Raw genomic sequence first — 14,934 nt, forward strand, 5'->3', positions numbered from 1 at the left:
ATCCGCTGCCGGAAGCGCAGCTCGATCGCTTCATGCTGGAAGTCATGCTCGACTACCTCCCGGAAGAAGACGAAGTGGCGGTCGTGAAGTCCACCACGTCGTTGCCGCCGGAAGCGGTGCAGTCGGTGGTGTCGAAGGAGGAGATTTTAGCCTACCAGCGCGTGGTGCGTCGCTTGCCCATTGCCGACGCCGTCACACGCTACGCCGTGAAGCTGGTGCGCACCACGCGCCCGGGCGACGGCGCCCCCGACTACGTAAAGCAGTTTGTGTCGTACGGCGCCTCGGTGCGTGCCGCGCAGGCGCTGGTGTTGGGTGCCAAGGCGAGGGCGCTGCTGCAGGGGCGGGCCAGCGCCAGCTTTGAAGACGTGCGGGCCTTGGCGCGTCCCGTCTTGCGGCATCGCGTGCTGGTGAACTTCACCGCGCAGTCGGAGAAGGTGACCACCGATTCGCTCATCGGGCGTCTGCTCGAGAGCGTACCACTCCCCCGCTCGTCGCTCTGAGCCATTCGTGGCCACCGCTCCCGCCTCCTTTCTCGACCCCGCCATGCTGGCGCGGATCTCCGACCTCGCGCTGTTGGCGCGCACGGTCGTGGACGGCTTCATGCACGGCCAGCACCGGTCGTTGCGCAAAGGCTCGTCGCTGGATTTCGCCGAGCATCGCTCGTACCAGCCCGGCGACGACCTGCGCCGCATCGATTGGCGCGTGTATGGGCGTACCGACCGGTTCTACATCAAGGAGTACGACGCCGACACCAACGCCGGCGTGATCTTCGCACTCGATGCCTCGGGGAGCATGGACTTCGGCAGCGGCGCGGTCACCAAGTTCGACTACGCGCGTTTTCTCGTGGCGTCACTGGCGTGGCTGTCGAAGTCGCAGGGCGATCGCATTGGACTGGCCACGTTCAAGCAAGAGTTGGTGGATGTCGTGCCGCCGTCGGTGCGTCATCTGCAGCTGCTGCTGCACACACTGGCGCGCGCCAAGGCCGCGGGTCCGAGTCGGTTAGTGCATTCCATCAGTCGCATCGGACACCTCACCACGCGCACCGGCATCGTCGTGCTGGTGACCGACTGCTACGAGCAACCGGAAGCACTGGGACGCGCGGTAGCGGCGCTCCGCATGGGCGGGCACGACGTGATCGTGTTTCACGTTGTCGACCCGGCCGAGACGCAGTTGCCGGGTGACATGCCGGCCACCTTCGAGGACGCCGAGAGCGGCGCGCTGTTGCCGCTTCGTCCGGGCGAACTGCGCGACAAGTACGCCACGCTGATCACCGCGCACCACGCGGCGTTGCAAGAGCGCTTCACCAGCGCCGGTGCCGACTACGTGCGCCTCGACACGAGCGAACCGCTCGACCGTGCCCTGCATGCGTACCTCGACGCGCGACTCTCGCGCAGTCGGGTCCGCTGACGATCGACTAACCGAATATTTCGCGCATGGGCATCGGATTCCTCGTTCCCGCATTTCTGGCCGGACTCGCTGCATTGGCGATTCCGCTGCTGATGCATTTGCGGCATCGCGACAAGGACCGGCCGTTCCGGTTCCCCTCGCTGATGTTCCTCGAGCAATTGCCCATCCGCACGTCACAGCGCCAGCGCATCACCGACTGGCCGTTGCTGCTGTTGCGCGCGCTGGCGGTGGCGGCCCTGGTGTTCGCCTTTGCGCGCCCGGTCCTCACCGACCGCGCGGCGGCTGGTGGCGACACGCGTCGGCGGGCGGTGGTGCTGGTGGTCGATCGCTCGCTCAGCATGGGCTACCAGGGTGTGTGGCCACGGGCGCTCGATTCCGCACGGGCCGTGGTGAACGCCCTCGGCACCGGCGATCGCGTGGGCGTGGTCGCCTACGACGACGCCTCTGAAGTGCTGCAGCGCATGAGCGACGACAAGTCGCAGGCGCTGGCGGCCATCTCCACGCTCAAGCCGTTGTCGCGTGGCACTCGGCTGGCGCCGGCGTTGCGCACGGCGCGCCAGATGCTGCTCGACGCGCCCTTTGCGGCGGCCGAGATCATCGTGATTTCCGACCTGCAGCGAGCGGGCGCGGCGGGCCTCGCCGGCATCGATCTGCCGGCTGGCGTGAAGCTGCGCAGCATCCCCGTGGGTGCAGCCACGCGCGCCAACAGTGCCGTGCGCGTGATCGAAGCGCGGCGGGTGCTCGATGGTACACGCTCGCTGTTGGCGGTGAAGGCGCGGGTGCAGTCACACGAGCTGCCGGCGGCGCGCATGGTGAAGGCGCGCCTTACGGTGAACGGTCGTGATGCCGCCGGCAGCGACGTGTCGTTGCAACCCGACGGAGAAACCGTCGTCACGTTCGCCCCGGTGCCGGCCCCCGATGATGCCGTGGCGCTGCTGGTGTCGCTGGAGTCCGACGCGCTGGTGGCCGACGACACGCTGCACGCCGTGGTGCCGCGCGACGACGCCGTGCGCGTGGCGCTGGTGTCGCCGTCGGCCGGCGCGGCCAGCGAGGCGCTGTTCCTGGAGCGCGCACTCGCTATCGGCGCCGCACCGGCCATTCAGATCGACCGGCTGGCTTCTGCGCCGGTGAGCCGCGAGGCGCTGGCCCGTACCAGTCTCGTGATGTTCTGGGACATGCTGCCGTCGGCCTCGTCGGTTGCGGCGTTGCAGGAGTACATGAACAAGGGCGGCGGCGTGGTGATCGCCGCCGGCTCGCGGCTGGCGGGGCAGCGTGGCGACAACTTGCCGCTGCTGCCGGTGCGCATGAGCGGACTGGCCGACCGGTTGGCCGATCGCGGCGGCACGCTGCGCGATGTGCGCATCGAGCATCCCCTGTTTACGCCGTTCCGCGAAGTGCCGGATGCCTTGAGCTCAGTGCGTTTTCTGCGCTATCCGCGAGTGGATGTGTCCGGTGCGGTGGACGTCTTGGCGCGTTTCGACGATGGGTTGCCTGCCGTGCTCGAACAGCGCCTCGGGGAGGGCCGGTTGGTGGTGCTCACGGTGCCGCTCGACGCCCAGCGCAGTGACTTCCCGCTGCAACCCGCCTTCCTGCCCTTCGTGCGACAGCTCGTGCTGCACACGTCAGGCCGCGATGCCGTACCGCTCTGGCGCTCCACCAGCGAGAGCTGGTCGTTGGCGCCGTCGGTGAACGATCCGGTGGTGCGCGCTCCCGATGGCACGCTGCTGCGGCCGCAGGCCGACTCATTGGGCACGGCGGTGCCGCTGGCCGATGCCGGCGTGTACGAAGCGTTTGCGGTGAGTGCGACCGGCGCCTCCGTGGGGCGGGTGGCGGCCAACGCGCCGGCTAGTGAATCGGAGCTCACCCCCATGGACACCACCGAGCTGTTGCTGGGCGTGCGCGACGCCGAGCCCGGCACGATGGCGTCGAACGCGCCGCCCACCACGGTGGAGCTCGAGCGTCGCCAGAATCCGTGGCGCGTGTTGCTGATCATCGTGGCGTTGGTGTTGGTGATTGAAACGATCATGGCCACGCGCGGATGGCGTGCCGTGGCCCGACGTGTCCGTCCTGTCTCTCCCGCGTCCGCTTCCGACCGGAGCCCCACATGAGTCCCGACCGTCAGCTGCTCACCACCCTTGGCGCCCTGCGCCGCCAGTGGCGCCAGCGCATTCTCCTCGAGTCGCTCGTGTGGATCGGGGCATCGATATTGCTGGCCGTGCTGGCCACCATGCTGGTGCTCACCGTGTTCAGTGGCGACGGACGGGCGCCGGTCATCGCGCGAGTGATTGGCTACACGCTCATTGCGGCGGCGTTCATCCGCGGACTCGTGCTGCCCCTCATGCGTCGCGCCAGCGACGAGCGTTTCGCGCTGTACGTGGAAGAACGCGCACCGCAACTCAAGCAGACGCTGATCACCGCGGTGCAGGAAGCACTCGTGCCGGAGCGCGAGCGGCAGTCGGGCGCGCTGTCGGCGCGATTGATGTCGCGCGCGAGCGCAGCGATTGCCCCGCTGCAACAGCGCGCGGCGCTGGAGCGTCCGCGCATGGTGCGTGCGGGGCAGATGTTGGGTGGAGTGGCCGCGGTGGCGGCGCTGATGTTCGTGGCGGGCCCCGCGCGTTTGCGCGAAGGCGCCAAGTTGCTGTTTGTGCCCTTCGGGACGGCCGAAGCGGCGGTGCCGGTCCGGGCGCTGAGCGTCGAGCCGGGGAACGTGGCGGTGCCGCGTGGTGGTGCGATTGAAGTGCACGCCGCCTTGGTGGGTTTCGCCGCCGATGGGGCGGAGCTCGTGTTCCGCAGCGATTCCGCCGGTGAGTGGCAGCGACTCCCGATGAGCCCCGAAGCCGATTCGTCGCGCTTCCGCTCGCGGCTATTCGACATCACCAAGCCCACCGAGTACTACGTGGAGTCGGCCGACGTGCGGTCGCCCACGTACATACTCACGGTGAACGACCTGCCGGCGGTGTCGAATGTGTCGCTCGACCTCAGCTTCCCGGCGTACAGCGGCCTGCCCGCCGAGCATGTGGAAGACGGCGGTGATGTGGCGGCGATTGTGGGCACTACCGTCGTGGTGCACGCCAAGGTCACGCGGAAGGTCGCGAGCGGCGTGTTGCGTTTCGACGACGGCACCACGGCGCCGATGGCGATCGAGGGCGACAGCGCGGTGAGCGGCCGCTTCAAGGTGTCGAAGAGCGGGTTCTATCACGTGGACCTCGTTACCACCGACGGCACCACGGTGGCGGGTTCGGTGGAGTACGTGATCGATGCGATCCCCGATCGGGGGCCGCGCGTCACCATCGAAGAGCCGGGGCGCGACACGAAGGCGTCGAACACCGATGAGGTCACGGTGGCCGTGCAGGCCAGCGATGATCTGGGTGTGGTCGCGCTCGAACTGCGCTATCGCGTGAACGGCGGGGCCGAGAAGCGCATCGTGATGCAGGACAGCACCACGCGCCGGCCGCGTGATGCGCGCGCGGCGCACACGCTGTTCCTGGAGGAGATGTCGCTGGTGCCGGGTGACTTGGTGGCGTATCACGCCGTGGCCAAGGACGGCTCGGGCCACAGCGGCAGCAGCGATGTGTACTTCCTCGAGATCCGTCCGTTCTCCAAGGACTATCGGCAGGCCGAACAGCAGGGTGGTGGCGGTGGTGGTGGCGGCGGTCCGCAGGGGGAATCACCCGAAGGCTTCGTGGCGCGGCAGAAGGAAGTGGTCGCCGGCACCTTCAACTGGTTGCGCGACAGCAGCAGCACCGCTGACAAGCGTCGTCGCGAGAACATTACGACGCTTACGATCGCCGAAGGGCGGCTGCGCGAAGAAGTGACGAAGCTGGCGAACAGCCTGAAAGAGCGCGGGCTCGCCGCTGGCGACACGATGTTCGCCAAGATCCGTGTGGAAACGGAGACGGCCGCCGCCGCGATGAAGCTGGCCGAGGAGCAGCTGGGCCGGGGACGCGGCACCGACGCATTGCCGCTGGAGCAGAAGGCACTGCAGCATCTGCAGCGCGCGGAGGCGCTGTACCGCGACGTGCAGGTGCAGATGGGGGGCGGTGGCGGAGGCGGCGGTGGTGGTGGCGGCGGCGGACCGAAGGCGGAGGACCTGGCCGATCTGTTCGAGCTCGAGAACGACAAGCTCCGCAATCAGTACGAAGCCGTGCAGCAGCAGTCGCAATCGCAGCAGAGCGCGCAGCAGGCGGTCGACGAAACGCTGGAGAAGCTGCGGCAACTCGCGCAGCGGCAGCAGCAGGAAAACGAACGGATGCAGCGACAGGCCGAAGCCATGCGTCAGCGCGTGGGTCAGCAGCAGAGCGGTGGCGCCTCGGGCAGCAGTGGCGGTGCATCATCCAGCGGAGGTCGCGGGCAGCAAGGACAGCAGGGTGGCCAGCAAGGCGCGCAGGGACAGCAGGCCAACAGTGGTGCGCAGCGTGAGTTGGCGCGTCAGGCGGAAGAAGAAGCTCGGCGCCTTGAGCGGCTGTCGCGCGAGCAGAACAACCCGGAGTTGGGTAACGCCGCGCAGCGGTTGCAGCAGGCGGCCGACGCCATGCGTCGCGCATCGAGCGGATCGGCGGCGCAAGGCAATGCGGCACTGGAAGAGTTGAACCGGGCGGCGCGCAATCTCGAAGGCACGCGCGCCAACGAACTCAATCGCGGCGTGCAGCAGTTGGCCGAGCGCGCGCGGGACCTCGAGGCGCGTCAGCAGGAGATCGCCGAGACCGTGAAGTCGATGGCGGGGGCGGCGCCGAATACACGCAACGAACAGCAGCGACGGTTGGGCGAGCAGAAGGACGCGCTGGGCAACGACGTGCGCAAACTGGAAGCCGATGCCGATCGGTTGGCCCGTGAGGCCCGTCGCGATCAGCCGAAGGCAGCGGGCAAGCTGGGCGAGGCGGCGGAGACCATTCGCGACACGCGGGTAGCCGACAAGATCGACTTCAGCAAGCAGGTGATTCGCGGCGGCTCGGCCGAGTACGCGTCGCAGTTCGAAGGGCAGATCGGCGAGAATCTGAAGGACGTGGCGGAGCGGCTCCGGGCGGCCACAGGCGCGATGTCGGGCGAGTCGGCGGCGCGCGCGCAGGAACGCACGCTGGAGCGCACGCGGGCCCTCGTGGAGGGTTTGGAGTCGCTGCGCGAGCGCGTGGCCGACAGACAGGGCCAACAGGGGGGCCAGCAGGGCTCACAGGGGCAGCAAAGCGGCCAGCAAGGGCAGCAGAGCCAACCGGGCAAGCAAGGGCAGCAAAGCGGCCAGCAGGGGCAAGGTCAGGGCCAGCAACAGGGCCAAGGCCAAGGCCAGCAGGGCCGCCAACAGGCCAACGGCGGACGCGGCGGCAATTCAAGCGGTGCGCCGCGGGCCGGTGGGATGCCGAATGGCGAAATGCCCTCCGGGCAGTCGTCGCCGACCGGCAACGAGGGTGGCATGATGCCGTCGGGCACGCCGGAACAGTTCGCGCGAGAGTTCCGGTTGCGTCGTGAGAACGCCGAAGGGCTCCGTCGCGAGGCGGCGGCGCAGGGCGTGGATACGCGTGAACTCGATCGCGCCATCGAGGGGCTGCGTCAGCTCGAGAACAGCCGCGCGTTCGGCGACCCCAAGGGGCTCGAGCAGTTGCAGACGGCCATGCTGGAGCGCCTTAAGAACTTCGAATTTGCGCTGTATCGCTCGGTGGGACTGGGCGCTGATGGTCGGCCGGCGGCCGGTGCCCGCGCCGCCGCACCGGCGGAGTATCGCGCGTTGGTTGACGAGTACTATCGGGTGTTGGCGGGAGCGAAGCGGCGGCCGTAGCCGTCGTTCACCAGCCGTGAGCGGCTGCCGCTCACGGCTACCGCGCGCGTGCCGGCCGCGCGAACAGCTGTCGCTCCGGTGCATCATCGAGCGGCCGTGGATCCGGCGGCGCGGTGGCACCGTGCGCCGCCATGGGCGTGAGCCACGACGAGATCCACCAGCGGTAACGCTCGTCCTGATGCAGCGCCAGAAAGCGCGGCCCCGCTCCGCTCATGGCCGACGCCGTGAACGGCAGCATCGCGCTCTGGATGTATCGTCCGCGCTCGTCGTAGTAGTCGAGCACGCGCCCCTGGCGGTCCGACTCGAGTCCCACCAACACCACGAAGCCGCCATCCACGATCGCGGCATCGACCACGAATGGCTGCCGCAGACGCGCGCTGTCGGTCGCCGTTCCACGACGCTCGATGGTGGGCGGCGGCCCCGAATCGCCCGGCGCGCGGAGCGTGGTGAGTTGAGGCGACACACCCGTGCTGGGGTCGACGGGCGCGCTCACGATAAGCACCTCGCGATCGGTAAGCAGCAGACAGCGCCGCGCGTCTCCATTGCCCCACCGCAGTCGCGATGACGGGGCCACGATGAGACGATGCCGTCCAACCAGCGCATCGTCTGTCGGGCTCGCCGTAATCGTGAACGCCTCGAGCGCGCTGCGCTGCCCCAACGTGCGCACATGCAGCAACGTGGCCGGCGACAGCGTGCAGAGCTTGCCGCTGCCGCCGCGCAGCAATGGCAGTTCGCGACGGAACATGAAGCCGCCGATCGACTCGCGCACCAGCGTGCTGGTAACGCTGTCGATCACATCAACCTCGCCGTCATCGGTGATACGCGACAGTTCGGTGGGGGCGATGATGTCGCGCGGAACCGCCGCGTTCAGCACCGAGTCGATACGCACCGGACGCGTGGCCAGCAACATGCCGCGCCGATTCAGCTCGAACAGCGAGATGCGCATCGGCGACGCCTGCAACAGCGCCACCGTGGTGCCACCGGCCCGGAACACCAGCGGCACCATGGTGCTGTCGGTGTGCTCCGTGATGTCGGTGCGCCACTCTTCGCGCTTGGCCGGATAGATCGTGCGCGTGGCCATCGCCGCCCGGAGCGCGGGCGGGGCCTCGTCGCTCACCGGCGCCGTGCGATCACACGCCAGCACACCCACCGGCAGCGTGAATACGAGCAGGACGCGCGCGATTATCCCCCGCACACGTTCCAGCGGACCACGGTCTCGTCGTTGCACCGGTACGTGCAGAAGCCGCAGCTGTTGCCCGCGATGTTCGTGCACGCGCCGTAGCCCGGTACCCGCGCGAACTGCGGGCAGCGACGCTGCCGAGCCTGCGACTGCACGTGCGACGATGCCGACACAAGCAACGTGAGCACCGACAGGGCGGCATACCGGACTCGTCCGCTACAGCACATGGCCTTGAGTATTGAAGAGTTTGGCATACGAGTGAACTAGGGGGTGGTGCGAAAGTCGGCAAGAGCGGATCATCGCGGTCTGCCCGCGGCATGCTGTTGCACTCCCCCGCCCTCGCGCCGCGCCCAGGCAGGCGGTATGTTCGCTCCGCCCTGCTGGCACTTCTCAATCGTTGGATTTCGCAAGAGGAGCATTCATGAATCGCTGGAAAACAGTGGTGCTAGGCGCGCTTGTGCTGGCATCGACGACCGCCTGTTTCAGGCAGGTTGTACAGACCGGTCGCGCGCCGAGCCAAACGGTCGTTCAACAGAGTTGGGTGTCCACGTGGATTTTCGGCCTCGTTGCCGCAACGCCGATCGATGCCCGCACGAAGTGTCCGAGTGGCGTGGCCACCGTCGAGACGCTGACGAGCTTCCCCAACGGATTTGTGAGCGCCCTGACGCTTGGCATTTGGGCACCGCAGACGGTTCGGATTACCTGTGCCTCGGGCACGGCGGCGCTCCCGAACGGCACGGAGATCGTGCACGTGGCATGGTCGGCGACCGATTCGCAGCTCTCCGACGCGCTACAGCAGGCAGCCGCGCGCTCCGCGCAGCTGGATCGCCCCGTCGCCGTGCAGTTCGGTGACGTGACCTCGGCCGAGGAGTAACGTCCATGCGCATCACCAACATCCTCTCCGTGGTGGCGTTGGTCGCCCTCAGCGCCTGCTACCGCGTCACCGTCAACACGGGCGCGCCGCCGGCGGCCACCGTGATCGACAAGCAGTGGCAGCTGTCGTTCGTGTATGGCTTGGTCCCGCCGCCGGCGATCGACGCCAAGCAGACCTGCCCTCAGGGCGTCGCCTCGGTCGTGACCGAACGCAGCTTCCTGAACGGCTTGGTCGGCGCCATCACGTACAGCCTCTTCACGCCGATGCACACCACGGTCACCTGTGCGTCCGGGCCCGTCGCGAAGTAGATCACGCACGATGGGTACCGCGGGGGAGCGTCTCTCACGAGATGCTCCCCCGTAGTGCATCCCGGGCACCGCGAGCACCGATTCGGCGTTGAGCCGTCTGTTCATCACCGTGTATCACTCTCATCACCGTTTCTCAGCAGGAGTAGTCGATGCGTCGTAGCGGAAAGGCCGTGTGGCTCGGCACGGGATTGGAAGGCTCGGGGAGTCTGACCACGCCAAGCGGCGTGCTGACGGAGCAGCCGTACTCCACGAAGATGCGGTTTGCCGATGCCGAGGGGCGGAGCGGCACCAACCCCGAGGAGCTGATCGCGGCGGCGCATGCCGGATGTTTTGCCATGGCGCTGTCGTTTCAACTCACCGGCGCGGGCTTTCCGCCGACCGCGCTGCACGTGGAGTCGGTGATCACGATGGGGCAGCAGGGCTTCGACTGGTCGATGACCGGCATCGTGCTCACGCTGGATGCCGTCGTGCCGGGAATCGACGACGCGACCTTCCGTGAGAAGGCGAACGCGGCAAAGGTGGGCTGTCCGGTGTCGCAGGCGCTGTCAGTGGTGCCGATCACACTTGAAGCGACGCTTCGGGCGGAGTAGGGCCCAGCGTCGCTCGCCACCAGCCGGCGGGACCGCGTCGACGCAAAGGGAGTGGGCCGTTAAGCTTGGTGGATGTTCCCCCTCCTGTTCGCGCTGCTGCAGCAAGTCAGTGGTCCCGCTCCCGCCCAACCCCCCGCCGGAGGGGAGTCGTTTTCGGGCCGGGCGCGGGCCCTCGACGTCCGCGCCCCGCGACTGTCTGATGCCATCGCCATCGATGGGCAGCTGACCGAACCGGCGTGGCAGCGCGCAAGCCGTCTCACCGAGTTCACATCGTACAATCCCGTGGACGGGCGTCCGGCGCAGGACGAGACGGAGGTGAGGGTCTGGTATGCGGCCGATGCGATGTATGTCGGCATTCGCGTGTACGCGCCGGCGGGGACGGTGCGGGCCACGCTCGCCGAGCGCGACCGCATCGCGAACGATGACTGGGTGGCGCTGCATCTCGACACGTTCAACGATCGCCGCCGCGCCTTCGTGTTCGCGGTGAATCCGTTCGGTGTGCAGGCCGACGGCATGCGCACCGACCAGTCGGCCGGCCCCGGCGTGTCGCGAGCCTCGCTACAGGCCGTGGACCTGTCCCAGGACTACGTGTGGCAGTCGAAAGGACGCCTGCTCGATGACGGGTACGAGGTGGAGGTGCGCATCCCCTTCAAGTCGATCCGCTATCAGTTGCGCGAGACCCAGGACTGGGGGCTGCAGATTGTGCGCCAAACGCAGCGCACCGGCTACCAGGACACGTGGGCACCGACCTCGAAGGCCATTCAGGCCTTTACGCCGCAAGCTGGCTATCTGCGGGGGATGACCGGCATGAAGCGCGGGCTCGTGCTCGATCTGACCCCCACAACGACCACAGCGACGCGCGGCACCCGCGACGAGAAGGGCTGGCGCTACGGGACCCAGGGGGAGGCCGGCGGCGACGTGCGCTGGGGCGTGACGTCCAACTTCACGCTGAACGCGACGGCCAACCCCGACTTCAGCCAGGTGGAAACTGACGTCGGCCAGATTCCCGGCGACGTGCGTTTCGCGCTCTTTTTCCCGGAGCTTCGCCCGTTCTTCGTGGAGGGCAGCGAACAGTTCGACGCCCCGAACCGGCTCGTCAACACCCGCTCCATCGTGCAGCCCCTCGGTGCCATCAAGCTCACCGGCAAGATTCCGCGCACGGATGTCGGCCTGCTGTCGGCACTCGACGCACCGAGCGCGGGCAGCGATGGCAAGACCAGTCCGCTGTTCACCATCGTACGGTTGCGCCGTGACCTTGGCGAGCAGAGCACCGCGGGGATCGTGTTCACCGATCGGAGCGAAGGCGCCCGCTTCAATCGTGTGGCCGGCTTCGACGCGCGTCTGCAGTTCGCCAAGGTGTACAGTGCCGACCTCCGCTTTGCCAACAGCACCACGCGCGACAGCGTGTCGCGCAGCGGTACACTCTGGGAAGCGAACACCGGACGCTCGGGACGCGAGTACGGATACCGCTTTGCGCTGCAGGGCTTCTCCCCGGGATTCCTCACTCAAACCGGCTTCGTCAATCGTGTGGACTTCGTGCGCGCGCAGGTCAACCAGCGCTATACGATCTTCGGCCGCAAAGGTGGATGGTGGGATCAGCGGCAGCATTTCTTCAGCGGTTCTACCCTCTGGAGCTACAATGGCTTTTCCCAGCGTGACACCCCGCTGGAGTCACGCTTTTCGCTCGACAATTCCATGACGATCCGCGGTGGGTGGCGCGTAAGCGTCACTCCCGACTTCCAGGTGATCTCGTTCGACAGCCGTCGCTATGCCGACTACAGGGTGCCGACCGCCACGCAGCGCGACACCGTCGCGTTTGCTGCAAGCGCGGCACAGCGTACCAGCAGCACGACGCTCGTCGTGAACACGCCGCAGTGGCGCCGGGTGGGCGCAACAATCACGGCCGTGGTCGGCAGCGAGCCGGAGTTCTTCGAGACCGCCACCGTGAATCGGCGGGACGTCGAGGCGCAAGTCGACTTGCGACCGTCGACGCAGGTACGCATTGGCACGCTGCTGCGCTACCAGCGCTTCGTGCGCGCGCGAGACGGTTCGCTGTTCAGTACGCAGATCGTGCCGCGGCTGCGACTCGAGTATCAGTTCTCGCGCGCGCTCTTCCTGCGGTTCGTGGGGCAGATGGAATCACGCGACCGCAGTGCGCTGCGCGACCCCCGCACGGAGCAGCCGCTCTTTCGCCGATCCGCCAACGGGTCGCTGGTACGGCAGTCGGCTCGGCGCTCTCTGCTCGGTCGTGCCGACTGGCTGATCAGCTACCTGCCAAGCCCGGGCACGGTGGTGTACCTCGGCTATGGTACCGGCGTGGACGCCACCGAAACGATGCGCCCCATCGACGTCCAACGCACCACGGACGGCGCGTTCGTGAAGTTCAGCTATCTGTACCGGGTACGGGGTACGACACGCTGAGTGAGGTTGGGGGGGAGCCGCACACCGAGCGTACCCGGTGGCCGACTCGCGCCGGCACGGACCGACGCGCATGCTTCCCTCATGCAACTCGAGCTGCCCTGCCGTCAGCCGGTGATCCTTCTGCTCCTCGCGACGGCACTCGCCTGCGATGGTGGGCACGACGCGACGACGGCCGCATCGGAAGACACCGCGCCGGTGCTCGTGTCCGGCCCGGCGCCCCGCATTGTGCCAGTCGGTGCCACGTGGACGTTCACGGTGACTACCACCGGCGCGCGACTCGCCTACCAGTGGCGTCGCGATGGACAACCCATCGCCGGCGCCACGGCGGCGGCCTATGTCTTCACGCCGCGCTCCATGGCCGAGGGGGGCCGTTTCGACGTGGTCGTACGCAACGGCGCCGGAGCGGTCACCAGTCCGCCGGTCACCGTGCGCGTCGTGAGCACGCAGGGGCCGTGGCAACAGGATCTCAAGATCGCCGTGGGCACCGACGCCGACCGCTTCGGCACCCCCACCACGTTCGTGCGGCAGGCTGGCGTCGTCAGTCTTGCCCGCCGGACCAGTGGGCAACTGGTGGCGGTCTTTCAGTGGTTTCCCTTCGATGACCCCGATGCGTTCGACCTCGTGGCCGCGTCCGTCTCCACCGACGGCGGCCGCAGTTGGTCCGCGCCGCGGACTCTGACCGTCACCGGCCTCCCCGCCGGCTTCCAGCGCCCCTTCGACCCCACCATCACGGTGCGGGAGGACGGCGCGCTCCGGCTGTTCTTCACCTGCGGCCCGCTGCCTGGGGGCGCCACCACCGCGACGCTGGGCTTCTGCAGCGCCACGTCCACCGACGGCGTCACCTACACCGTAGAGCCCGGGTACCGGTTCAATCCGGGGCGCAACGCCGTCGATTGCGCCGTGCTGCGCTGGAACGGCCAGTGGCACCTCACCGCACCCATCGGCGCCCCGCAGGAGGGGGCCTACCACGCCGTGAGTGCCGACGGCCTCACCTTCACCCGCGTGGCCGACATCCCTAGCACCGCCACGGTGAACTGGACCGGCAATCTGGTGGCGGTGGGTAGTACCCTGCGCTTCTACGGCAGTCCGCTTTGGTACGCCGCCACCACCGACGGCGCGACGTGGGGTACACCGCGATCGTTGGGCGTCACCGGCGGCGATCCGGCGGTCGTGGAGGCCGAGCCCGGTCGCTGGTTGATCGTGTACACCGGCGCGCCGGGCAGCTGACGGCGCACGACGGGCGCGCCCTTGGGCACGATCGGCTAGCGGCCGGTACGCACGCCGTACACCCGGCAATCCAGGCTGCCGACGTACACCACGTCATTCACGATCGGAGGGGGCCCGATGGTTGACGGGGCGTTGACCCACTTGCCGGCGTCGAACCGCCAGTGCACTTCCCCGGTAGCGGGATCGAGCGCGTGCAGCGAGTTCCCGCCGGGTACGTACAGGACGTCGCCATACCGCACGGCGCTCCCCACGGGGCCGCCGCCAAGGTCGTACGAGCGGGTGTCGCCGTCGGTGAGCCGCACCGCGTACAGGCGGTCGGCGCCGAAGTAGACCCATTCCCCGTCGATCAGCGGCGTCGCTTGGCTTAGTGTGTGCGTATTGACGGACCACCGGACGGCACTGCGCTGCAGGTCGTAGCCGATCAGCGCAAAGCCGTCATCGACCTCGGCGTTGAACACGAGCAGCGCCCCCTGCTGCACCAACGGGCTCAGGATGCGCGTGGCTGGCCGCAACAGCGTCACCTTGCGATCGGTGAGGTCGAGCGACACGAGATACCCGCTGCGCGTGCCGTAGCGGAGTATGGGGCCATCGGCGATCGGCGTGCGATCGGGGCGATCTGGGAGCGGGATCTCCTCGAGCAGTGACCAGTCCTCCGGGTCGAGCACCATCAGGGTGGGCGTCGCACTGGCGCTGAGGTACAACCGCCCATCGGTCACGAACGGCAGCCCGTACACATCCGCCCGCCTCCACAGGAGCGCGCCGGCGGCGCTGAAGGCGCTGAGAGCCCGCCCATCCCAGTGGTACAACACGTCGTCGATGACGCGGAGCATGCCGCACCCGTTCGGCTGGCCGCGGCGCCAGAGCTCCTTCGACGTGCGGAGATCGACGGCGATGAGCCGTTCCTCATTCTTCCAGTTACTGCCGCCGCAGAACACGAGGGTCGTGCCCATGACCACCGGCGCCGGGCAGTTGCAATCGCCCCGCCAGAAGCGCGCATTGAAGGTGGTATACGAGAACGCCAGCCGAGCATCGCGACGCGGGCGCAGTCGGGGGGCCAGCACCACCAGCACGCCGATGAGCGCCAGCAGACCAATGATCGCCCAAATGGCTCGTCCTGCTGGTGGTCGCATGAAAGCTACGGTGTGCGCGTTGAGACGGTC

General features: G+C 68.1%; 12 protein-coding genes. 9 read left to right on the forward strand and 3 right to left on the reverse strand.

Translation table 11 applies throughout. The features are described from left to right. The 4 genes from ACIRA7_RS01685 to ACIRA7_RS01700 all read left to right on the forward strand — a co-directional run. On the forward strand, positions 1 to 500 hold a 500-nt coding region (locus tag ACIRA7_RS01685; RefSeq protein WP_396219056.1), incomplete at its 5' end, for an AAA family ATPase. Positions 501 to 507: 7 nt separating this feature from the next. Next, the gene (locus tag ACIRA7_RS01690) at positions 508 to 1,407 is read left to right on the forward strand and encodes a DUF58 domain-containing protein (RefSeq protein WP_396219057.1); all 900 of its coding nucleotides are present in this window, start codon (positions 508 to 510) and stop codon (positions 1,405 to 1,407) included. Positions 1,408 to 1,433: 26 nt separating this feature from the next. Beyond that, entirely contained in the window at positions 1,434 to 3,515 is a 2,082-nt protein-coding gene (locus ACIRA7_RS01695; protein ID WP_396219058.1) for a VWA domain-containing protein, read from the forward strand. Next, on the forward strand, positions 3,512 to 7,174 hold the full coding sequence (locus tag ACIRA7_RS01700) for a DUF4175 family protein (RefSeq protein WP_396219059.1): 3,663 nt from the start codon (positions 3,512 to 3,514) through the stop codon (positions 7,172 to 7,174). Before ACIRA7_RS01695 ends, ACIRA7_RS01700 begins: the two co-directional genes overlap by 4 nt. 37 nt (positions 7,175 to 7,211) lie before the next feature. Here the strand turns inward: ACIRA7_RS01700 and ACIRA7_RS01705 are convergent, their stop codons facing one another. Together ACIRA7_RS01705 and ACIRA7_RS01710 are read right to left on the reverse strand one after the other, a co-directional pair. Beyond that, positions 7,212 to 8,369 carry a hypothetical protein gene (locus ACIRA7_RS01705; RefSeq protein ID WP_396219060.1) on the reverse strand — a complete coding sequence of 386 codons (1,158 nt, stop codon included), beginning with the start codon at positions 8,367 to 8,369 and terminating at the stop codon, positions 7,212 to 7,214. Beyond that, on the reverse strand, positions 8,357 to 8,608 hold the full coding sequence (locus ACIRA7_RS01710; protein ID WP_396219061.1) for a hypothetical protein: 252 nt from the start codon (positions 8,606 to 8,608) through the stop codon (positions 8,357 to 8,359). The genes ACIRA7_RS01705 and ACIRA7_RS01710 overlap by 13 nt, the downstream gene beginning before the upstream one ends. Positions 8,609 to 8,775: 167 nt before the next feature. On the opposite strand from ACIRA7_RS01710, the gene ACIRA7_RS01715 reads away from it, so the two are divergent. The 5 genes from ACIRA7_RS01715 to ACIRA7_RS01735 all read left to right on the forward strand — a co-directional run bounded on the left by ACIRA7_RS01715 (position 8,776) and on the right by ACIRA7_RS01735 (position 13,774). Next, positions 8,776 to 9,228 (forward strand): Bor/Iss family lipoprotein, encoded by a 453-nt coding sequence (locus ACIRA7_RS01715; protein WP_396219062.1) that lies wholly within the window; start codon positions 8,776 to 8,778, stop codon positions 9,226 to 9,228. A 5-nt stretch (positions 9,229 to 9,233) separates the two neighbouring features. Next, positions 9,234 to 9,536, forward strand: coding sequence for a Bor/Iss family lipoprotein (locus ACIRA7_RS01720; protein WP_396219063.1), 303 nt, complete (start codon positions 9,234 to 9,236; stop codon positions 9,534 to 9,536). 149 nt (positions 9,537 to 9,685) lie between these two features. Further along, positions 9,686 to 10,126, forward strand: a complete 441-nt coding sequence (locus ACIRA7_RS01725; RefSeq protein WP_396219064.1) for an OsmC family protein — start codon at positions 9,686 to 9,688, stop codon at positions 10,124 to 10,126. Between the two features lie 72 nt (positions 10,127 to 10,198). Next, the gene (locus ACIRA7_RS01730) at positions 10,199 to 12,547 is read left to right on the forward strand and encodes a DUF5916 domain-containing protein (RefSeq protein ID WP_396219065.1); all 2,349 of its coding nucleotides are present in this window, start codon (positions 10,199 to 10,201) and stop codon (positions 12,545 to 12,547) included. Positions 12,548 to 12,628: 81 nt separating this feature from the next. Next, positions 12,629 to 13,774: a hypothetical protein gene (locus tag ACIRA7_RS01735; protein WP_396219066.1), complete on the forward strand. Its 1,146-nt coding sequence runs from the start codon at positions 12,629 to 12,631 to the stop codon at positions 13,772 to 13,774. 35 nt (positions 13,775 to 13,809) lie between these two features. On the opposite strand, the gene ACIRA7_RS01740 is transcribed toward ACIRA7_RS01735, so the two are convergent. Then, on the reverse strand, positions 13,810 to 14,904 hold the full coding sequence (locus ACIRA7_RS01740; RefSeq protein WP_396219067.1) for a PQQ-binding-like beta-propeller repeat protein: 1,095 nt from the start codon (positions 14,902 to 14,904) through the stop codon (positions 13,810 to 13,812). Positions 14,905 to 14,934 lie beyond the last annotated feature (30 nt).

Source organism: Gemmatimonas sp., from assembly GCF_044376735.1.
Classification (GTDB): Bacteria; Gemmatimonadota; Gemmatimonadetes; order Gemmatimonadales; family Gemmatimonadaceae; genus Gemmatimonas.